Source organism: Streptomyces iakyrus, assembly GCF_000717055.1.
GTDB lineage: Bacteria > Actinomycetota > Actinomycetes > Streptomycetales > Streptomycetaceae > Streptomyces > Streptomyces iakyrus.
In genome coordinates, this window is record NZ_JNXI01000008.1 from 188849 (window position 1) to 208147 (window position 19299).

Annotated in this window: 25 protein-coding genes and 1 pseudogene; 14 read left to right on the top strand and 12 right to left on the bottom strand. The window is 71.3% G+C overall.

What is annotated here, in order from left to right:
* Positions 1-49: 49 nt before the first annotated feature.
* Positions 50-649: a TetR/AcrR family transcriptional regulator gene (locus OO68_RS15095; protein ID WP_033308856.1), complete on the bottom strand. Its 600-nt coding sequence runs from the start codon at positions 647-649 to the stop codon at positions 50-52.
* Between the two features lie 146 nt (positions 650-795).
* On the opposite strand from OO68_RS15095, the gene OO68_RS15100 reads away from it, so the two are divergent.
* Together OO68_RS15100 and OO68_RS15105 are read left to right on the top strand one after the other, a co-directional pair.
* A complete protein-coding gene (locus tag OO68_RS15100; RefSeq protein ID WP_033308857.1) occupies positions 796-1707 on the top strand; it encodes an NAD(P)-dependent oxidoreductase in 912 nt (303 codons plus the stop codon).
* Positions 1708-1712: 5 nt separating this feature from the next.
* Positions 1713-2144, top strand: coding sequence for a hypothetical protein (locus tag OO68_RS15105; RefSeq protein ID WP_329503694.1), 432 nt, complete (start codon positions 1713-1715; stop codon positions 2142-2144).
* Between the two features lie 58 nt (positions 2145-2202).
* On the opposite strand, the gene OO68_RS15110 is transcribed toward OO68_RS15105, so the two are convergent.
* From OO68_RS15110 to OO68_RS15120, 3 genes are all read right to left on the bottom strand, one after another.
* Entirely contained in the window at positions 2203-3000 is a 798-nt protein-coding gene (locus OO68_RS15110) for an inositol monophosphatase family protein (RefSeq protein WP_033308859.1), read from the bottom strand.
* Between the two features lie 53 nt (positions 3001-3053).
* Entirely contained in the window at positions 3054-3815 is a 762-nt protein-coding gene (locus OO68_RS15115) for a ZIP family metal transporter (RefSeq protein ID WP_033308860.1), read from the bottom strand.
* A 122-nt stretch (positions 3816-3937) separates the two neighbouring features.
* Positions 3938-5035, bottom strand: a complete 1098-nt coding sequence (locus OO68_RS15120; RefSeq protein ID WP_051814644.1) for a barstar family protein — start codon at positions 5033-5035, stop codon at positions 3938-3940.
* A 349-nt stretch (positions 5036-5384) separates the two neighbouring features.
* Here OO68_RS15120 and OO68_RS46810 point away from each other — a divergent pair, with 349 nt between their 5' ends.
* Positions 5385-5558 (top strand): hypothetical protein, encoded by a 174-nt coding sequence (locus OO68_RS46810; protein WP_167345894.1) that lies wholly within the window; start codon positions 5385-5387, stop codon positions 5556-5558.
* Here the strand turns inward: OO68_RS46810 and OO68_RS15125 are convergent.
* The 3 genes from OO68_RS15125 to OO68_RS15135 form a co-directional block, all read right to left on the bottom strand.
* Entirely contained in the window at positions 5555-5848 is a 294-nt protein-coding gene (locus OO68_RS15125; protein WP_033308861.1) for a hypothetical protein, read from the bottom strand. The two genes, OO68_RS46810 and OO68_RS15125, sit on opposite strands and share 4 nt — an antisense overlap.
* Before the next feature lie 32 nt (positions 5849-5880).
* A complete protein-coding gene (locus OO68_RS15130; protein ID WP_051814645.1) occupies positions 5881-6597 on the bottom strand; it encodes a hypothetical protein in 717 nt (238 codons plus the stop codon).
* A gap of 113 nt (positions 6598-6710) precedes the next feature.
* A complete protein-coding gene (locus OO68_RS15135) occupies positions 6711-7478 on the bottom strand; it encodes a class I SAM-dependent methyltransferase (RefSeq protein WP_033308933.1) in 768 nt (255 codons plus the stop codon).
* Between the two features lie 85 nt (positions 7479-7563).
* Between OO68_RS15135 and OO68_RS44050 the strand changes: the two are divergent.
* From OO68_RS44050 to OO68_RS15150, 3 genes and pseudogenes are all read left to right on the top strand, one after another.
* Positions 7564-7900: pseudogene (locus tag OO68_RS44050) on the top strand (dienelactone hydrolase family protein); the annotation flags it as partial.
* 51 nt (positions 7901-7951) lie between these two features.
* Positions 7952-8350: a nuclear transport factor 2 family protein gene (locus OO68_RS15145; protein WP_033308863.1), complete on the top strand. Its 399-nt coding sequence runs from the start codon at positions 7952-7954 to the stop codon at positions 8348-8350.
* A 99-nt stretch (positions 8351-8449) separates the two neighbouring features.
* Complete coding sequence (locus OO68_RS15150; protein ID WP_051814646.1) at positions 8450-8914, top strand: MarR family winged helix-turn-helix transcriptional regulator; 465 nt, start codon at positions 8450-8452, stop codon at positions 8912-8914.
* Positions 8915-8944: 30 nt separating this feature from the next.
* On the opposite strand, the gene OO68_RS15155 is transcribed toward OO68_RS15150, so the two are convergent.
* Both OO68_RS15155 and OO68_RS15160 read right to left on the bottom strand, forming a co-directional pair.
* Positions 8945-9436: a DUF488 domain-containing protein gene (locus OO68_RS15155; protein ID WP_245236981.1), complete on the bottom strand. Its 492-nt coding sequence runs from the start codon at positions 9434-9436 to the stop codon at positions 8945-8947.
* A 64-nt stretch (positions 9437-9500) separates the two neighbouring features.
* Positions 9501-9896: a RidA family protein gene (locus tag OO68_RS15160; RefSeq protein WP_033308864.1), complete on the bottom strand. Its 396-nt coding sequence runs from the start codon at positions 9894-9896 to the stop codon at positions 9501-9503.
* Positions 9897-10031: 135 nt separating this feature from the next.
* Here OO68_RS15160 and OO68_RS15165 point away from each other — a divergent pair, with 135 nt between their 5' ends.
* Positions 10032-11000, top strand: coding sequence for a helix-turn-helix transcriptional regulator (locus OO68_RS15165; protein ID WP_033308865.1), 969 nt, complete (start codon positions 10032-10034; stop codon positions 10998-11000).
* Between the two features lie 193 nt (positions 11001-11193).
* Positions 11194-11721: a DUF4232 domain-containing protein gene (locus OO68_RS15170; protein ID WP_033308866.1), complete on the top strand. Its 528-nt coding sequence runs from the start codon at positions 11194-11196 to the stop codon at positions 11719-11721.
* Positions 11722-11814: 93 nt separating this feature from the next.
* On the opposite strand, the gene OO68_RS15175 is transcribed toward OO68_RS15170, so the two are convergent.
* Positions 11815-12447: a TetR/AcrR family transcriptional regulator gene (locus tag OO68_RS15175; RefSeq protein WP_033308936.1), complete on the bottom strand. Its 633-nt coding sequence runs from the start codon at positions 12445-12447 to the stop codon at positions 11815-11817.
* 60 nt (positions 12448-12507) lie between these two features.
* Here OO68_RS15175 and OO68_RS15180 point away from each other — a divergent pair, with 60 nt between their 5' ends.
* Positions 12508-14157 carry an FAD-binding oxidoreductase gene (locus tag OO68_RS15180; protein WP_033308867.1) on the top strand — a complete coding sequence of 550 codons (1650 nt, stop codon included), beginning with the start codon at positions 12508-12510 and terminating at the stop codon, positions 14155-14157.
* Positions 14158-14190: 33 nt separating this feature from the next.
* Here the strand turns inward: OO68_RS15180 and OO68_RS15185 are convergent, their stop codons facing one another.
* Positions 14191-14499 (bottom strand): hypothetical protein, encoded by a 309-nt coding sequence (locus tag OO68_RS15185; RefSeq protein WP_033308868.1) that lies wholly within the window; start codon positions 14497-14499, stop codon positions 14191-14193.
* A 272-nt stretch (positions 14500-14771) separates the two neighbouring features.
* On the opposite strand from OO68_RS15185, the gene OO68_RS15190 reads away from it, so the two are divergent.
* The 5 genes from OO68_RS15190 to OO68_RS15210 all read left to right on the top strand — a co-directional run bounded on the left by OO68_RS15190 (position 14772) and on the right by OO68_RS15210 (position 18304).
* Positions 14772-15905, top strand: coding sequence for an EstA family serine hydrolase (locus OO68_RS15190; protein WP_033308869.1), 1134 nt, complete (start codon positions 14772-14774; stop codon positions 15903-15905).
* A gap of 237 nt (positions 15906-16142) precedes the next feature.
* Positions 16143-16478 (top strand): hypothetical protein, encoded by a 336-nt coding sequence (locus tag OO68_RS15195; RefSeq protein ID WP_245236982.1) that lies wholly within the window; start codon positions 16143-16145, stop codon positions 16476-16478.
* A gap of 128 nt (positions 16479-16606) precedes the next feature.
* Positions 16607-17377, top strand: a complete 771-nt coding sequence (locus OO68_RS15200; RefSeq protein WP_245236983.1) for a restriction endonuclease — start codon at positions 16607-16609, stop codon at positions 17375-17377.
* 140 nt (positions 17378-17517) lie between these two features.
* Positions 17518-17772, top strand: coding sequence for a hypothetical protein (locus OO68_RS15205; protein ID WP_033308870.1), 255 nt, complete (start codon positions 17518-17520; stop codon positions 17770-17772).
* A 106-nt stretch (positions 17773-17878) separates the two neighbouring features.
* Complete coding sequence (locus OO68_RS15210; RefSeq protein WP_033308871.1) at positions 17879-18304, top strand: DUF6003 family protein; 426 nt, start codon at positions 17879-17881, stop codon at positions 18302-18304.
* A 91-nt stretch (positions 18305-18395) separates the two neighbouring features.
* On the opposite strand, the gene OO68_RS15215 is transcribed toward OO68_RS15210, so the two are convergent.
* A complete protein-coding gene (locus OO68_RS15215) occupies positions 18396-19067 on the bottom strand; it encodes a hypothetical protein (RefSeq protein ID WP_033308872.1) in 672 nt (223 codons plus the stop codon).
* Between the last annotated feature and the right edge of the window lie 232 nt (positions 19068-19299).

Consider the following 19299-nt stretch of genomic DNA (forward strand, 5'->3'; position numbering starts at 1 on the left):
CCGGCGCGTGCTCGGCCGCCCGGCGTGCGCTCAGCCGCCCGGCGTGCGCTCAGCCGCCCGGCGTGCTCACGGCCGCGTCGAGGAGCGGGCCGAGTTCCCGGGCCACGGTCGTCAGGGCTCGGACGTCACGCTCGGCCCGGGCGAGCAGGATCGCGCCCTCCAGGCTGCTGATCATGAGCGTGGCGAGCGCACCGGCCCGCTCGGCGGGAACGCCCATCCCGGTCAGGGCCTGGGCGACCGCGCCGGTCCAGGTGGCGAACGCCGCCGATGCGGCCTTCCGCGTGGAGGGGACCGACTCCGCGCAGTCCACCAGGGCGGCCGCCACCGGGCAGCCGCCCGCGAAGCCCTCAGCCTTGTACTCGTCGGTCCACTGACGCACCATCGAGGCGAACAGCCCGCTCGGCGTCGGCTCGGGCAGCGCGGCCAGGAAACGGGCGACACGGCCTGCCGCGTAGTCACCCGCCCAGCCCACTGCCTCGTCGACCAACTCCGCCTTCCCGCCGGGAAAGTAGTGCTGGAGCGAACCGCGTGGCGCGGCGGCGTCGACGGCGACGTCACGCATGCCGGTGGAGACGACTCCGTCGCGTCGGATGAGCTGGGCCGCGCTGAAGATCATCCGTTCCCGCGGCCCCCGCTCGGCCTTCGCCATCGTCGACCTCCGTCGCCTCTCTCACGCGTCTTTCCCGGGCTCCAATCTATGACCGCCGTCATAGTCACGGCTACTATGACCGCTGTCATAGTCGAGGACGGCGGTGGCGGCTCGGCCTCGGCCCGAGCCGGAGGAGGCGGTGCGTCATGGACGTCGGTTTCATCGGTCTGGGGGTCATGGGGCAGCCCATGGCACTGAACCTCGCCCGTGCCGGGACACGGCTCGTCGTCTGGAACCGCACCCCCGGGCGATGCGAACCGCTGCGGGCCGCCGGCGCCGAGGTCGCGACGAGCAGCGCCGAGGTCTTCGACCGGGCGGCCACCGTTTTCCTCATGCTGGCCGACGAGCCGGCCGTGGACGCGGTGCTGGGCCGCGGCACCCCGGGCTTCGCCCGGCGCGTCGCCGGCCGGACCGTCGTCCACATGGGCACGACCTCGGCCGAGTACTCCCGCTCCCTCCAGGAGGACATCCAGGCCGCGGGCGGCCGTTATGCCGAGGCCCCGGTCTCCGGCAGTCGTGTCCCCGCCGAACGGGGCGAACTGGTGGGGATGCTCGCGGGCGACGACGACGCCGTGACGACCGTGCGGCCGCTGCTCGGTCCGATGTGCCGGGAGACGTTCGTGTGCGGGGCCGTCCCGGGTGCGCTGCAGCTGAAGTTCTCGGTGAACCTGTTCCTGATCACCGTGGTCACGGGCCTTGCCGAGGCATTCCACTTCGCCGAGCGGCACGGGCTCGATCAGCGTCTCTTCCGGGACGTCCTGGACGCGGGTCCGATGGCCAGTGCCGTCTCCCGGGTCAAGGCCTCGAAGCTGCTGGAGCGCGACTTCTCGGTCCAGGCAGCCGCCGCGGACGTCCTCAAGAACAACCGTCTCATCGCCGAGGCCGCCCGCAAGGCGGACCTGGCGTCCCCGCTCCTGGACGTGTGCCACGCCCTCTACACCGAGACCGTGCAACAGGGTTACGGCGGCGAGGACATGGCGGCCGTCCTGCGCGCCCTGGAGGCTCGGACCGACGGAACACCCGTCACGGCGCAGGGAATCGCCGGCACGTCCGCCTAGGCTCGGTGGAAACGACAGCCGCTCATGAGCGCCAGGCGCGCAAGGAGGCCGACCGGATGGGGCTCATGCTCTGCCCTGGGGACGACGATGTGACGAGCCCGGACGTCTCGTGGTCGTACTACGGGTTCAGCCTGTTCAGGGAGTGGCTGGCCGAGACCGAGGGATTCGCCCTCTCTGAGCTGGCCTGCTTCGGGGGCAAGAGGCCGTGGAGCAGCCTGACCACCACTCTGGCACCGCTGCTCGACCATCGGGACGACGAGGGCGACCTCGCACCCGCCCACTGCGCGGCCATGCTGCCCCGCTTGGAGGCAATCGTCGCGGAGCGGCCGCACGCAACCGACGATCCCGTTCTCCGACGGCGCATCGATGACACCCGCCGGCTGATCGCCGTCATGAAGTACTGCGTGGACAAGGACATCCCGCTCGTCTTCTGCTGAACACGGCACGCGACTCGGCGGGTCCGGCAGCCACGTGGCGAAGCGCATGCCGTCACACTCACTGGCCTCGGCCACCTGTCATCGACATCAGCAGCGCGTGGGTCTCCTCGTCGGCAGCCACCACGAGCCCACCACGCGATTCCTCCAGCGGGGCACCGTCGACCCCGGTGACAACGCAGCCGGCCGCCCGGCACAGAGCGATCCCTGCCGCGAAATGCACACTGTCGGAGAAGCCGCCGCCGTCGGTGACATAGGCGGCGCGCTTGCCGGCGGCGACCCAGGCCAGGGCCAGCGTGGTGGACACGACACGCGGCCGGAAATGTGCGACGAACTCAGGGTGGGCCAGCAGGTCGACGGCCCGGAATCCGGGCGCGTTCGGGAACGGAGGATCCAGGTTGACGTCCACCAGGCGGGTGGCCGAAGTCGGCCTCAGCAGCGCGTCATCGACCCCGTCCTGCCGTACCCGGGCGGTCTCCCCGTCGGTGAAGAAGAGCTCGCCGCTGAACGGGTCGACCACCGCCGCCGCCCCGTCGCGCAGCGCCACGTTGACGGCCACCAGCATGGTGCCGACGGCGTAGTTGAGCGTGCCGCACAGGGGATCCACCAGCCACTGACGCCGTGCGCCGGCGGCGCCCTGCTGCCCGCTTTCCTCGCCGAGCACCGCGTCATCGGGCCGTGCGGCGCGGATGACGGCGAGGATCGCCTTCTCGGCCTCCACGTCGGCGGCGGTGGCGAAGTCTCCGGCGCCCTTGTCGATGCGGCTGAGCTGCCGGGCGTACAGGTCGCGCACCACCGCCGCGCCGGCCCGCGCCCCGGCTGTCGCGACATCGGTGTCGCTCGCAGGTGAGTCGGTCATGCTGTGCAGGCTATCGAGGCGAAACCCCCGCCCCCGGCGAGGACGATGTGCTGTCAGGCATGGGACAGCGCGAAGGACACCAGGAAGCCGCTGACCGTGACCAGCCCGATCGCCAGGTGGGCTTCCTGGAACGCCTCGGGGATCATCGTGTCGGCGATCATGGCCAGGATCGCGCCGGCGGCCACGGCCGTCACCCCCGCGATCACGGTGGGCGAGAACCCCCCGAGGACGGCGTAGCCCAGGATCGCCGAGACGGTGCTCGCGACCGCGATGGCGCCCCACACGCCGAAGACGTACGCCTTGCCGCGCCCGGACTTCTTCATCCCCGCCGAACTGGACAGGCCCTCCGGAATGTTGCTGATGAACACCGCCACGACCGTCACGAGGCTCACCGCCCCACCGTCGAGCAGACTGACGCCGATCACCGCCGACTCGGGCACTCCGTCCAGCAGCGCGCCCAGCGCCAGCGCCAGGCCCGAGCCGCTGTCCTGCTCCTCGGAGGGCTGGGTCTGCTCCGCGTGGTGGCCCGACCTCTTGCGATGGCGTGCGCCCCGGCCGGCCAGCCACAGATTGCCCGCCGTGTACGCCGCCGCACCGGCAAGTGTCCCGATCGCCGCCGGGCCCAGCCCGCCTTGCTCGTACGCTTCACCGACCAACTCGAAGGAGACGGCCGAGAGCAGCACACCGGCGCCGAAGGCCATCACCAGCGCGATGCCTTTCTGCGACACCCGCATTCCGTAGCCGAACACCGCTCCGAGCAGCAGGGCGCTCCCCGCCAGCAACCCCCAGCCACCTGCTTGCATCACTTCGGACATACAACGCCGCCTACCCGCGCGAGCGTGATCGGCACCTGCGGCATGCGGTGCACGCGCGAGGCCGCCGGCCGCCGACCAGCGTGTGGTCAGGAATGGGACAACTGCCCCCGCCACCTTCACGTTCACGCGAAGGTGACGCGTACCCCGCCGTCGGCCAGGACGTCGAGGACCAGGGCGACCAGGTCGCACGGTTCGCCCTCCGCGGTCAGGACGTGGGAGAGATGCTTTCGTGCGGGGGCGATGTCCCGCCAGAGGAGGGTTGCGGGGGCGGTGTACCCGAAGTTGCCTCGGAGGCAGTCCGCGAGGGCGGCCACGCAGCCGCCGAAGTAGCCTCCCGGCCCGTTGAAGGCCTCGCCGAGTGCCAGGTAGAGGCTCGGCTCGTCGGTGATGTGGCGGCCGTCCAGCTCGTACGACTGTCCGGCCGGGCGGTCCTGGTGCTTGAGCCGGCAGCCCCGGTCGCGGACGAGTTCGAGCCAGGCCTCGCGCTCCCGGGTGTCCAGGCCGGCCCAGGCGCCGGGGGCTTCCGGCGGGCCGGTGAGCCAGCGGCCCCAGAGGGGGCGGGCGTACCCGGGGACGGGTCTGTCGAGCTCTGCGTCGAGTTCCAGGTCGATGAGATCCGGCCCGTGGGAGGACGGGCGCCACGCACGGACCTTGGGCCGCAGCAGCCGGTCGGCGAGCGGCTCGCCGCTGTCGTCCCGGATCTCCAGCCAGGCCTGGTCCAGGTCCAGGGCGCGCCGGGTGCCCGTCGCCAAGGCCTGCCGCAGCCGGTCACCCGGCGAGAGGCCCCGCAGGACGAGCGAGGGGGCGGCCTGCTCGTCCGGCAGGATGCGTGTGAACTCCCGGCACGAGCCCAGCCATCGGTACCCGTCGTGCAGGCGGACCGGAGCCCGGTGCCCTTCCGGCGGGCCCATGCAGTCGTCCAGGCCCGTCAGCACGAGAGCATCCGTGCGCCGTCGCCGTCCGACGCTCTCCGCGTCCTCCAGCAGCCATGGTTCGAGCGCTTCGTCCTCCGGTACCAGCCACACCCGGCTTCCGACCCAGCCGCGCACCTCGGCACCGTCCGACACCCAGTCGAAGAGTTCGTAGGTCGCGCGCCCGGGCTCCCTGAAGAGTCCCTCCACCTCGGCACAGACTCCCCAGACGTGGCCGCGCTCCGACTCCCTCAGGGCGTACCGCCACTGACCGCTCTGCCCCCTGTCTCCCTGCACGGTGGGAATCATGCCGCGATCAGGTCCGTATGTCTCCACCATTAGGGCGATCCGCGGCAACGTGCGGTGGCCGGAGCGATGAGTTGCGCAAGCGCGTCGGGTCCAAGGTGCGACGGTCACCGGAACGCATCCGAATCCCACGAGGATCGGCCGTCTGTAACTCCCCCCGACCGACCGTACGCGAGGAGAGCCGTATGACCGCCACCTAGACCTTCGACGTCTTCTCCAGCCTCGACGGCTACGGTACCGGGCCTTCACACAGATGCTTCTGGAGCTGGTCGAGAACCGGACGCTCGACGGACATATCCAAGAGCCGGTGTACCGACCCACCCTCCACTGACCGCCCGGTAGCCTCACGCTCATGGACCAATTGCCCGCGAGCGTGGACCACGACATCCTGGCGCACCGCAGCATCGCCGCGATCGCAACGATCCGCGAGACGTTCGGCTGCACGATCCACCAGGCACTCGATGCCTACGTCCAGCGCTACGAGGAACTCCGCAGTGACCGCCCGGGCGACTTCCGCCCCTCCTAGGCGTTGGCGTGGCGGCGCCAGGCCGGCCTGCGCGGAGCGGCGTGGTGCGCGGGCTCGTCCGGGTGGTCGGCCTGTCGGCGCCTCAGCCAGACGGACGTCATGCCGAGCAGCGCGGCGAAGACCACCAGGAACGCCACCGAAACCCACATCTGCCTGCTGCCGGGGGCGTCCCACCCCGCCGACACGGCCGAAACCGCCCACAGGACGGCGCCTCCGGCGTAGAACGTGCGCATCCTGCGCAGCTGCCGCAGGGCGCGTACGGATTCAGCGTGATCGTTTTCGGTAGCCATGCCGACGCAGGTACCCCGATCCGCGCCGCCTATCAGCCCTCGCCGATTTCCGGTATCGCGTCCGTGCCCGGACGGAGGTGTGAGAGGAGGTACGGCTCGTCGAGGCGGGGGTCGTCGGCGCGGGTGCGCATCTCGGTCAGCAGCCAGCTCAGCAGCTCGGCGGAGGCGTCGTACTCGTCGTAGAAGCCCATGTGCAGCTCGGTGATCTCGTACTCGACCAGCACGTCGTCGATGAAGTGGGCCAGTTGTGCGTCGGCGGCGTGGGTGCGGGTGGCGGTCCAGATGTCCAGCCAGGGGCGCAGGGCACCGGTGGCGACGGTGATGAGGCTGAGGGTCTGCCGGACGGAGACGGGACCGGGACGGCTGTGCAGGGTGGCTCGCCACCAGGCGGCCCAGACGTCGTGAAGTGCGCCCGCCAGGGGCGCGTCCCAGGTGGTCCATTCCGCGGCGACCAGGCGTGAGGCGATGAGGTTCTCGTCGACATGGAGCCGCCCGGTGACGGCGGAGCGGATGATGCGCGGGGTGAGGCGGCGGTAGAGACGGGGGAAGTCGTCCCAGTGGCTGGGGACTTTCGCTGCGACGGCGCACAGCAGGTCGTCGGATATCAGGTCGAGCGGTCCGGAGAGTGCGGCCAGGTCCTCGTCGCCGTAGCAGTACGTGCAACCGATGACGGGGAAGGGTTTCTCCGAGGCGAAGGCACGGTCCAGGGCGTCGAGCGCTGTCGCGAGCTGCTGTTGGTGGCGGGACATGGCGACCTGCGAGGGGACTCCGACCGGGTGACCGGCGAAGAGCGCAGGCTATCAGGTGTCCTGCGAGAGACCCGGGCCGTTGGGCGGGCGTGCAGACCGGAGAGGTGCCGCGTTCAGTTCTCGGGGCGCCGACGCGCGAGATGGAGGGTGATGTCGGAGGTCATCTCGACCGTCTCCGGGAGGACCTGCCGGATCCTGTGGAACACCTGATCCCGCACCGAGGTCGGCAGGACGAGATAGGCCGAGACGGTCGAGAGCTGCCCGACGTAGTCGCGGGCGGTCATCGTCATCTGCCGTTCTATCACGGCCTGTTGGACGTCGGTGAACCACTCGGACCGTTGCAGCTCGCTCCCCGGCCACTGCATCTCGCGATCGGGAGGGGTCCCGTCGGGGGACGGAATCTCGTCGCTCTCCAGGAACGGTGCCCTCGCCGCGTGGACGGCTTCCCGCACGGCCGGGTCGGCCGGCCGGAACGGCCCGCCGAACGAGGCGAACACGCCACCCGGTTCGAGGAGCGCGGCGATGCGTGGCCACCGGCCCTGCGGGTCGGTCCAGTGCAGCGCTGCCGCCGCGAAGACGAGCCCGTAGCGCTCCCCCGGCCGCAGGTCCTCGAACGCGGCCCGCATCGCTGTGACGTTCGCCGGCACGTGCTTGCGCAGCTCGGCGAGCATGGACCCGTCGGGCTCGGTCGCGGTGACCGCGATCCCCCGTCGGGCGAACAGCCGGGTTGCCTTACCCGTACCGGCACCGATCTCGAGGGCGGTCCTAAGCGGGCGGCCCGCGTACGCCGTCACCATCTCGAACAGCTCCCCGGGGTACCCGGGCCGGTACCGCTCGTAGGCTTCCGCGACCCCTCCGAAGCTCAGCGCACGATCCGCCATGCCGAGCATCCTGGCACACGGCTCAGGAGCCCCGGGTGTGGTGGTCCAGCGAGCGAGTGAGCAGCCATACGAACTGGTCGCTTTCGGTCCGGCTCCGCTGATCGAACTCTTCGAGCACATCGGAGTAGAGGCACGGCCCGCGATCTTCGCCCGGCTGATGCCCATGATCGAGGCGCACAGCACCCAACGCGTCCTGAGTGACGCCGACACCTACCTCCGGTTCCTCACCACCCGGCCCGAGGTCGGGGCCGGGCCGGTCGCCGTGGCCGGCTACTGCATCGGCGACCCCCTGGCGATGCGCACCGCCGCGGTCCGTCCACGGCTTCACGATGTCCGACACCGACGCCTTCGACCCGACCGCGTTGCGACGCCACTGGGACCAGTTGCTCCACCTCCTCGGACGCACTCTGGCCGTCGGCTGACACCCGCTCGAAATCGGGGCCGGCGCACGGGCCCGGGCTCATCATGAAGGCATGACCGACCGTGACGACTTCCTGGCGTGGGTCAGGACCGCCCTCTACGAGGCGGAGCTCGCGCTGCACAACGGAGACGCCTCTCCCCGCCGGGCGCTCTGGTCGCGCAACGAGCCCGTGAGTGTCCTGGGCGCGTGGCGGAACGCCTACGGGCGACAGGAGCTGGACGGGCTCTTCACCGACCTGGGGAGGAGCTTCTCCGACTGCACCTCGTACGTGTTCGAACTTCAGGCGTACGGCGTTTCGGGCGACATGGCCTACACGGCCGGCCTTGAGCACACCACCGCCTCCGTGGACGGGGAGCCGCGCACCTACACCTTGCGGGTCACTCAGGTGTACCGGCGCGAAGAGGGCGAGTGGAGGGTGGCCCACCGGCACGGCGACGCGGTGACGCGGTGACGCGGTGACGCGGTGACGCGGTGACGCGGTGAGAGCGCTCACCCCGGGCCGGTGGTCCGCGACCGGCGCCCCACGCGGAGGAGGGGGTGTCCACCGGCCATGGGTACGGGAAGCGAGCCGACGTCGGCGCCGGAGAGCGACCTGGACACGGGGGTGCTCCTGTTCCTGCCGTACCGCGCTCTGGAGAACCGCGTCTTCGCCGCGCTCGCCGAGGCCGGTTTCGACGACTTCACGCCCGCCCAGGCCCGGGTCATGCAACGCATCGGCCCACAGGGCACGCGCCTCACCGAGCTCGCCGAACAGGCCCAGATCACCAAGCAGACCGCGGGCTTCCTGGTCGACCAGCTGGAGAAGGCGGGCTACGTCACCCGGGTTCCCGACCCGACCGACAAGCGGGCCCGCCTCGTCCGCGGCGCGAAGAAGGCCTGGGCGGCCAAGAAGGTCGCCTACGCGGTGGTGGCCGAGGTGGAGAGGGAGTGGGAGGAGCACCTGGGCAAGCGGCGGATGCAGCAGCTGCGGGAAGCGCTCACCCTGCTCAGGCAGATCACCGACCCATGGGCCTGAGACCGCTCCACACGGGCATCCGGCCCGCCCTCACCGCGGGCGCAGGTGCTCGATCCTGACGTGGTGCCGCTCGGCCAGCCGCCCCGCGATCAACGAGCGGTGGCATGCTTCCGGGTCACGCTCGACGCAGAAGAGCGCCGCGGTACCGCTGTCCGGCAGCGCCGACACGATCGATGTGAGGTCGGCGTGGTCGAGGATCTCGACGGTGTAGCGGCGGATGTACTCGACGGCGAGTTCGCGGCGCGAGCGTTTGCCGACTCCTTGGCGGGCGTCCTCGGCGTACTGGAGGTGGCGCAGTTCCGTGGTCGGTGCGAGCTCGGGGTGGTGCTCGTAGGCGATCCCGGCGTGGGCGAGGGCGGCTTGCAGCCGCCGTGAGTTCGCCCAGGCGTACTCGGGTCCGCGGACGCCACGGCGCTGACGTACGTCGAGCAGGCGGCGGACGTCCGCGCGCCGCAGTCGGCGCAGGAAGGAGTCGCGGTCGAAGCCGTAGACGCCGATCGTCACCATTCTGAGCATCGTCATCACCCATCTGCCCGCCGCTCGTGCCGGTGCGGGCGGCACGAGCAGCACGAGCGGCGAGGTCGCGTCATGCGACGGCGGTTCCCTCGAGTTCCACCATCTGACCGGGGACGGCCAGCCGTGTCACCCCGAGCATCGTGGTGGCCGGTGCCACCCCGGCGGCGCCCAGCCGCGACGCCAGCACTCCGTAGTGCGGGAACAGCAGATCGACGTCGGTGGTGTAGACGTTGAGCCGGACGAGGTTCGCGAGGGACATGCCGGCCTCGCCGAGCACGGCCTCCAGGTTGTCGAGGCTCAGTGCCAGCTGTGCGGCCATGTCACCGTCGTGCCGTGGCTTGCCCTCGCCGTCCATCGCGGTCTGTCCGGAGCAGTACAGGGTCCGGGTGTGCCCGGAGACGACCTCACCCTGATTGAACCCCAGCTCGGCCGACCACGTCACCGGGTTGATTGCCGTTCGTTCCACTGCCACATCCGCTCCATTCAAGTCATGGGGAGTATTACGTCCATCGGCGCGGCCGCCACCGTCGTCGACGTCGCCGGTGAAGAGCCTTTCAACGAATCACGACACCCTTGGTCATGTATTCGTTAGGGTCCTCGTATGCGCGCCGATCGGCTGGTCTCGCTGGTGCTGCTGCTGCGTCAGCGCGGTCGGCTGACCGCGGACACGCTGGCCCGCGAGCTGGAGGTGTCCACCCGCACGGTGCTGCGCGACATCGAGGCGCTGTCGGCAGCCGGAGTCCCGGTCTACGCCGAGCGCGGCCGGCACGGCGGGTTCGCGCTGCTGCCCGGCTTCCGGACCGAGCTCACCGGCCTGAACCACGACGAGGCTCTGGCGCTGCTGACCGCCGGATCGGGGCGCGGCGAGCAGGTGTTCGGCCTCGGCTCGGCGCTCGCTTCGGCCATGCGCAAGGTGGTCGACGCGCTGCCCGAAGGACATCAGGCCACCGCGAGCGACGCGGCCCGGCGCTTCCTCGTCGAGCCGGAGACCGACCTGCTCTCGCGCCGGGCGGTCACCGATGAGGTCTCCGACGTGACCATGTCCGAGATCCGACGCGCGGTGCTCGCCGGACACAAGCTGCGCATCCACTACGCGGCCACGGGCCAGTCGCCGCAGTGGCGCACGGTGGACCCGATCGGCCTGGTCACCGTGCGCGACCGGGGATACCTGCTGGCCACGAGATCCGGCGCGGACCGCACCTACCGGCTGTCGCGGGTGCTGACCGCCGAGGAACTCCCCGAAGCCGCGCAGCGACCGGACCGGGTCGACCTGGACCGGGTCTGGCGGGAACGCTGTCGCCGGTTCCTGTCCGATGACCACATCGCCGTGCTGGTGCGGGTCGACCCGAAGCGGCGGGAAGAACTGCTGAGCAGCGCGGTAGCCGTCCGCACCGCGGAAGCAGACGCCGACGGCCGGCTGCGGCTGGAGGTGACGTTCCAGGACCTGCGACACGCCGAGTGGGCACTGTGGCAGCTCGGCACGGACGCGGAAGCCCTGGCTCCGGAGGCGTTGCGCACCGCCCTGCGCGACCGCGCCGCCGCGATGGCCGCCCGGTACGCGGGCGCGTAGGAGACCGGTCGCCCCCTCCCCCGTCCCGGCATGCCGTTCCAGGCTGCCGACGTCTGTGCTGGTCAGTGCCCGTTCCAGCGTTCCGGCGTCCCGAAGTGGCCGTCTTCTGTGGCGGCTGGGACGCGTCGCGGAACAGGCTGAGGTCGTCCGAGCGGCTTGCCGGACAACCCACTTCGCACCATGGAGATTTCGAATGCGCTCGCGCTTTTCCGCCCCGTCCGCCCGCCTCGCTCTGGCCGCCGTCGCGGCGATGGCCGTCACCGCCACCGCGACCGCCACGGCCGCGGCCACCGCCGACAGCCGGAGCACCGCCGTGCGGGCCTGCGTGACCAAGGACCTCACCTACAAGGTCAGTCTGAAGACGCAGGCGGGCGGCTACTTCCTCGTCACCGCCAAGGCCAAGTCCGGCGTGACCTGTTACCTGGAGGGCGTCTTCCCCTCCGCCTCCTTCGGCTCCTCCGCCGACACCGAGGTGTCGCCGGCCGAGCACGCCGTCAGCGACAGGGTCACCCTGTCGGGCTCCACCGCCGCCTACGCCGGCATCAACCCCAAGACCACGAACAACGACCACGGCAGGGAGTTCGGCTTCCTCCACCTCGCCGTCGCGGGCGACGAGACCAACGCCGTCACCCTCGCGCTTCCCGAGACCGCCACGGTCGACCGGCCCACCGCCACCAACTGGCACGCCGACCCCGCCGACGCCGTCCCCTTCTCCGGCTGACGCCCCAGGCACCAGCCGCACCGGCCGCGCCCCGGCCCGGGGACACACCCTCGGCCGGGGCGCGGCCGTTTCCGTGACCGCACGGGCCTCACGTCACTCAGAAGCCCCCGTGAGGAGGGTGCGGCCGGCCGTGAAGAGTCGTGCGCAGCGCTGCGTCATGGCTTCGGGCGACTGCTCGGGGTGGCTGACCCACCAGCGGACCAGTGCGGTGCACAGGCCGCGCCAGGCGTAGGCGAGGGCGTCGGCGTCGAGCGGGTCGCCGGAACCGGTCGTCCGCAGGAGGTCGGCGGTGCCGGTCGCGGCGAGGTCGTCGATGGCGCGGCGGTAGTACGCGGCGCGGCGGGCGGCGTCGCTGTCGGGCGGCAGCGTGGTGTCGTAGAGGACGAACCATGCCTCGCGCTGCCCGTCCAGGGCCGTGAACAGGGCGTGCAGCACGCGCAGGGCGGTGGGCTGCGCGGCGGATGCGGGTCCGGTCATGGCGGTGCGGACTGCGTGCAGCAGCCGGTCGCCCACGGGGTTCAGACACGCGAGATAGAGGTCCTGCTTGCTGCCGAAGTAGTGGTGCAGCAGGGGCTTGGTGACGCCGACCCGGGCGGCGATGGCAGCCACGGTGGTGGCTTCGTAGCCGCGGCGCCCGAACTCCTCGGTCGCCGCGTCCAGGACCTGTCGTTCGCGGGCGGCCCTGGGGACCCCCTTGGTGCCGGCCTTGGAGGGAGGCATTGTCATGAGGCGCATATTACCCTACGGTAATTTTCCGTTGGGTCACTTCACCCGCTGGGAGCGCGCGTGCCTGCCTCACTCTCCGGCTCCGGCACCTCCTGCACCCGCTCCTGGTGGGGCTGGGGGTACGCGGACGCCCACCCCGACGACGCCGCATGCGTGGCGCTGGGGGCCCTGTTGCCGGGCACCCTGGCCCGCCCGCTGCCGGTGCCCCGGGTCGCCGACCTGTCGGTCGGCCGCCCTGGCGTGACACCTCCGGCAGCGCTGGCGCACCTCGTCACGAGCGATCCCGGCGTGCGCGCCGCCCACGCCATGGGCAAGGCCTACCGCGACATCATCCGGGCCTTGCGCGGCCGGCCGGGCCGGATCCCCGACCTGGTCGCCCGCCCGACCGACGACCGGGAGGTGGCCGACCTGCTGGACTGGGCCGGCGGGCGGGGCGTGGCCGTCATCCCCTTCGGCGGCGGCTCCTCCGTGGTCGGCGGCGTGGAGTACCGCGGTGACGCCCAGCGGGCCGTGCTGTCACTCGACCTGACGTCGATGGACCGGGTCCTGGAGGTCGACACCGTCAGCCGCTCGGCACGCATCCAGTCAGGGGCGCTCGGTCCCGTGCTGGAGGCGCAGTTGCGGCCCCACGGCCTCACCCTGCGGCACTTCCCGCAGAGCTTCGAGTTCTCCACCCTCGGCGGCTGGCTGGCCACCCGGGCCGGAGGCCACTACGCCACCGGACGCACGCACATCGACGACTTCGTGCAATCCCTGAGCGTGGTCACGCCCGCCGGAACGGGCACGTCCTGGCGGCTGCCCGCCTCCGGTGCCGGACCCTCACCCGACCGCCTGTTCCTCGGCTCCGAGGGGGCGCTCGGGATCATCACCGAGGCGTGGATGCGCCTCCAGGAGCGGCCGCGCCACAAGGCTTCGGCGTCGGTGGCGTTCGCGGACTTCCAGCAGGGGCTGGAAGCGGTCCGTGCCATCGCCCGGTCCGACCTCTCCCCCGCCAACTGCCGCCTGCTGGATCCCGGCGAGGCGCTGCTGTCCGGCACCTCCCACGACGGCTCCGCCGTCCTGGTCCTGGGCTTCGAGTCCGCCGCCTCGCCCGTCGACGGCCGGCTCGCGAGCGCCGTCGACCTGGCCCTCGCCCATGGCGGCCACGGCGGCAGCCGCGGCCGTGGAGACGGGGGTGGGCGAGGTGGCCATGACGGGACACCGGCGGCAGACGGTGACGCCCGGGCCGACACGGCGGTGAGCGCATGGCGTGCGGCATTCCTGCGCATGCCCTACCTGCGGGACGGTCTGGCCCGCATGGGCGCGGTGGTCGAGACCTTCGAGACCGCCGCCACCTGGGACCGGGTTCCGGCCCTGATCGACGCCGTCCGCACCGAGGTGGGCTCCGCCGCGACGAAGGCGACAGGGCACCCGGCGACCGTCAACTGCCGCCTGACGCACGTCTATCCGGACGGCGCCGCGCCCTACTTCACCGTGGCCGTCGCCGGCCGCCCGGGCGACGAAGTGCGGATCTGGGACGACATCAAGGCTGCCGCGAGCGAAGTTCTCCACCGCTACCGCGCCACCATCACCCACCACCATGCCGTCGGCCGCGACCACCGTCCCGGCTACGACCTCCAGCGCCCGGCCCCCTTCGCGCTGGCGCTGCGCGCAGCCAAGGACGCCCTGGACCCGCAGGGCATCCTCAACCCGGGTGTCCTGATCGACTGACCGGGTCGCCACACCTCGGATGCGTGCCGGCCACTATGCGAGCCAGAGGGAGCCACGCCGATGACGCGCCGGCACGATGTCGATCGTGTCCACGGCATCGAGCGCGATCTCGTCGGCGGTGGAATGCAACAGCCGCAGGAGAGCACCTGTTTGGGCTCGCAGCCGCTGCCGCGCCCGGCGTTCCTCCGTCGCGGACCACTCGGCCACGGAGCGGTCCCGCTGATGTCGGGCGAACGAGTGGATCGCAACCGTCCGGCGCACCGTGCGGGGTTGGGGCCGCCTGGACTGCCGTGCGGCATCGGCGAAGGTGCGTGCGCTGTACCTGAGGTCGTAGAGGACCACGGAGCGCCAGGGATTCCCTGACGAGCCGGGGTGCGCACTCCGGCTGTGCGCAGGGGGAAGGTGATGAGCGGTGCGTGTCACGGGACTCCGATCGCAGCCACCGCCAGGTATGTCCTGACGGGCTACCGGAAGCCCATCGGTCCTGTCGAACGCGCGTTTCCCATGGGCGGGACCCTATCCCGCTGCGCGCGTACGTGCGGACCAAGGGAATAGCGGCCAGGGCCGTCCCGTTGCCGAAGGCACAAGATCCACAGGGAGTCTGGGAGGGGTTCATGGCAGTCCATGGCACGGTGGCGGCCGGTTTCGAGGGAGTGCGAGAGGAATTCGCCGCCTTCCTCGCGGGTGCGGAACACGCGCCCGGCGCACAGCTGGTGGTACACCAGCGCGGCGAGCGGGTCGTGGACCTGTGGTCGGACGGGGTCACCGGGGAGACGCTGCTCGGCGTCTTCTCGTCCACCAAAGGTGCGGCGTACCTGGTGACGGCGCTCCTGGTCCAGGACGGCGTCCTCGATCTGGACCGCACCGTGGCCTCGTACTGGCCGGACTTCGCCGCCGAGGGCAAGGGCGGGATCACCCTGCGTGAGCTGCTGGCACACCGGGCCGGGGTGATCGGACTGGACGCCGGGTTCACCCCGCAGGAGCTGGCCGACGACCGGACGATCGCGGCCCTGCTGGCCGGGCAGCGCCCGTTCTGGCAGCCGGGGCAGTTCTTCGGCTACCACGGGTACACGATCGGTGCGCTGGTCGGCGAAGTGGTGTTCCGGGCCACCGGGCGCACCCTGCAGGAGTGGTACGAGGAGCGGATCCGCGCCCCGTACGGCCTGGACCTGTGGCTGGGCCTGCCGGAGTCCGAGGAGCCGCGGTTCCTCAGCACGCTGCCGATGCTGCCGACGCCCGAGCAGCAGGCCGAGATCGACGCCTCCCCGTACAGCCCGTACAGCCTGGGCGGCATCGCGTTCAACGAGCATGCGCCGGACGGCGTCGCGCTGGAGGACTTCGCGAACTCGCGCCTCGTCCGTGCGAAGGGCCAAGCGTCGGCGGGCGGTATCGGCTCCGCGCGCGGCTTGGCCGGCATGTACGCGGCGGCCGCGTTCGGCCTGAACGGGGACGGCCCGCTCCTGAAGCCGGACACCGCGGCGGAGTTCGCGCGGGTCCACTCCGAGGGCAATGACCTGGTGAGCGGCTCGCAGAAGGCCTTCGGCCTGGGCTTCAACACCATCGGTTGCCACTTCGACTCCGTCGGCGCCGGCGCCTTCGGCCACAGCGGCGCCGCGGGTTCCCTCGCGTTCGCCGACCCCCGCCAGGGCTACGCGTACGCGTACACCCGCCGCCGCTACGCCTATCCGGGCGGCGCTGCCGCCGAGAACGAGCGCCTGCTGTGGTCGGTGGTCCGGGCCCTGGGGTGAGGCAAGAAGTCGTAGCCCGGGGTTTCAGCGCGGGCAGGGGTCAGACAGGCGGGTGCGGCCGGCCGATGCGGGCCGGCCGCACCGAGGCGGTATCAGCGGCGATCAGGCGCGGTCGGCTGTGGCAGGATGCCGGCATGGTTCTGATCCGAAAGGGCAATGCCGCGTAGGCGCCCGAAGGCCCTCCGCACCGAGCGGTGGCGGCCCCCCAAGCACACGCCGGTTCGCCGGATTCCGGCCGTGTCGGCCCGAACTCGGGCAGCTGTCCGGCGCGTTGAGGCCGAACGCCTGTGGCCCGACGCCGTCGCTGTAGCCCTCAGCCGCTTCGAGAGGGCCTTCCGTCAGCCGGGGCGTTACCTGGAAGGCCCTTACGAGAGCCCCGGCATCGAGATCGAGGACGGTCGAGACGACCTGGAAGAGGTCCTGCGGCACCTGCCCACCGGAGCCCGGGCGGATCTGGGCCGCCTGGTGGAGCGGATCGACGCGGAGTTCGAGCGCCGCACGCTTCCGAATCCGGGGTGGGTGAGCGAGTGGACCGCGGGGCGCTGGTGGTGGTGGCGCCTCCGGGAACGATGACACCGGGCGACCGGCACCCCCGGGCAGGCGTCGCACCCGGCGGCTGGAGCGGTGAAGCCGGTGATCTTGGGAAGACGGTTCGAGTGATCTTGCCTGTTGATCCCAAAAGTTGTCCCAGGGGGGATGTCGTGACAGTGCCTCCGCAGTGCACTCGGCTCATCAAGCGCCGCCGCTATGGGTTCGATCTTCGGTCGACCACCCTGTTCTTCGTGTTTCTCGCGGTGGTCCTGATCGTCCTGGGCCTCGCCGCCCGCGTGGCGGCGGACACCGTCGAGCGGCGTCCTGCCTGGGTGTTCGTCCTGGTCGTGACAGGCGTCGCGGGCTGGCTGGGACTACGGCGCCGGATACGCGTGACGGGAGTGGCACGCCGGGCGGCCGCGGCACTCGACGAGGCGGCCCGGGAGGCGGCCGAGGAGCTGGAGGCTCCACCGGTTCCCCGCCGGCGGGGGGCGGCGGCCGAGGTCGTCGTCGACTACGACGCCCTGACGCCGGAGGAGTTCGAGGAGGCGATCGCGGCGCTCTGCGAACGGGAGGGCTGCTCGGGTGTCGAAGTCGTCGGAGGCGCCGGGGACTTGGGCGCCGACGTCGTGGCTGCGACGCCCGACGGGCGCCGCGTCGTCATCCAGTGCAAGCAGTACGGCGAGACCCACCGGGTGGGTTCGCAGGATCTGCAGCGTTTCGGCGGCACCTGCTTCACCGTGCACGAGGCCGACGTCGCCGTGCTGGTCAGCACGAGTGACTTCACGGCGCCGGCGCTGGAGTACGCCGAGCAGTGCGGGATCGTGTGCGTGGACCGGGAGACGCTGGAGGCATGGACGGACGGCACCGGTCCCCGGCCCTGGGACGCGGCCCCGGACCTCGGGGCGGCCGGGTGCGAGACAGCCGGTGCCGGGTCCTGAGATACGCGGCCCATGTCCCCGCATGCCGACGGAGATCGCGATGCCCCGGCGGAAAATCGCTTGATCGGGCGCGGGGCCGGCGTGGCAGGCTTGCGCGGTGAGACCTCTGCCGGCACCCGGGTTCCTGGAATGGGGCCGAAGTGGACCCCGCCCGCCACCCCTTCGACGCCGCGTCCGCTGAGCAGGTGGTGCGCTCACTCGGGCCGGCCCGGTGTGTGCCGCGTCGGCCGGATGTGGCGTTCTCCGATCCGGTGATGAGCCTCGCCCTGGACGGCGTCAGCCTGCTGCGCCGCATCGCCTTTCGCGCCGACGAACCCGGGGACCCGCTCGTCCTCGCCTCGTACATCGACACCCACCTCGCCGAGGCCCGCCGCCGGGCCGCCGCCCCCGCATGAGCCCCGTCATCCGAGTGGTGTTCCCTCATAGTGATGACCGGGCGGTATTCCGGGCGCGGCGGGGTAATGGGATGTCGATCAGCACCCTGGAGAGAAGGAGCCGAGGATGACCGACGACGCCTACCTGTTCCTGCTTGACGACGCGTCCGCGCAGCTCGGCGTGGTTCCGGCGGCCGTCGGTGAACTCGCGTGCATGGAGACTCCCGCAGTGCGCGCCTGGCTGGACGCTCAGGGAAGCACGCCGACCTCGCCGCACCTGCGTCTGCTGCCGCCGGAGGAGAGGGCGGCCGTGCCCGAGGGAGCGGAACGGTTGCCCGTCCCGCTGAGCGAGGAGGAGCTGAACCGCCTCCGCCACCAGATGGCGCCGGAGCCGCTGGCCCGGGTCGAGGAAGAACTGCTCGCCTACCGCGACTGCGCGGACGGACGGGACGGCCTGATCGGACGAGCACTGGCCGCCGGTGTGGCGCCGCACCGCATCGTCGAACTGACCGGGGTGGATCCGGCCACGGTGACCGCCGCCGCGAGCAGTTGACACCGTTGCGGGGCACCCCGTCGGACGAGGACCGTCTGACGGGGCCGGTCGTGAGCACGTGTCCCACCCCTGACCGCCGAGGCGGGCTGGATCAGCGGCTGCGGGTGAAGACCTTGTCCCGGGTTGAGCCGCCGGCGCACAGCTTCCTCTCGTCGGCCGTCATCTTGCGGGACTTGACCACGACCGCGCTGTGCTTGCCGTCCGTGCCGTTCGGGGCCGGGCCGGTGACCGTGTCGGGCACGAACCAGTAGTAGTGGCCCCACTTGGGGTCGTCGTAGTGGGTCTGCCACGTGCCGGATATCTGCTGCATGACCTGGGCGCGGGAGATCCACCCCACTTCTCCCGGCTTCACGGTGACGGTGAAGGAACTCGTCTCCGTGTGCGAGCTCTGCCAGGTGTAGTTGTACGTCGCGGTCACACTGGCCGTGATGATGCCCTCGATACCGCCGCCCACGGTGACCGAGCCTCCCACCGAGTGGGACGAGCCCACGGTGTCGGCCCATGACATCGACTGGGAGGCGGGCGAGTCGGTGCAGTTGTAGAGCAGTTCGGAGACCTGACGGGGCTCACCGAGGTAGGCCTTGCCGAGCTGCGGTGAGTTGAAGCTGCACTTGCCTTCTCCGGAAGCACAATCGGCCAGGATCTGCTCCGCAGTGGGCTGTTCCTCGGCTGCGGCCGGGACCGCCGCCGCGATCACCCCGAGTACGGTCGCCGTCAACGCGAGCGTGCGGCTGCCGTACCGCAGGGCGTGGTTCGTCGTCATCGTCGGTGCCTCTCACCGGGGCGTGGGGGGAAGGTGACCTCAATTGCCCTTGTTCTGGGAGGGGTTGTGGTCACCGGGGGATGCCAATGAGGCTCACGTACTCGACTGCCGAGCTACACCAAGGGATGGCAAAGTTGTATTTGATTTTCAAAACTGATGCACAGTCAACTACAGCTGGCAAAGCCGCCGCCACCGCGTTGAGTTCGCGGTGCCGGCGGCAATGTCTCGCCGT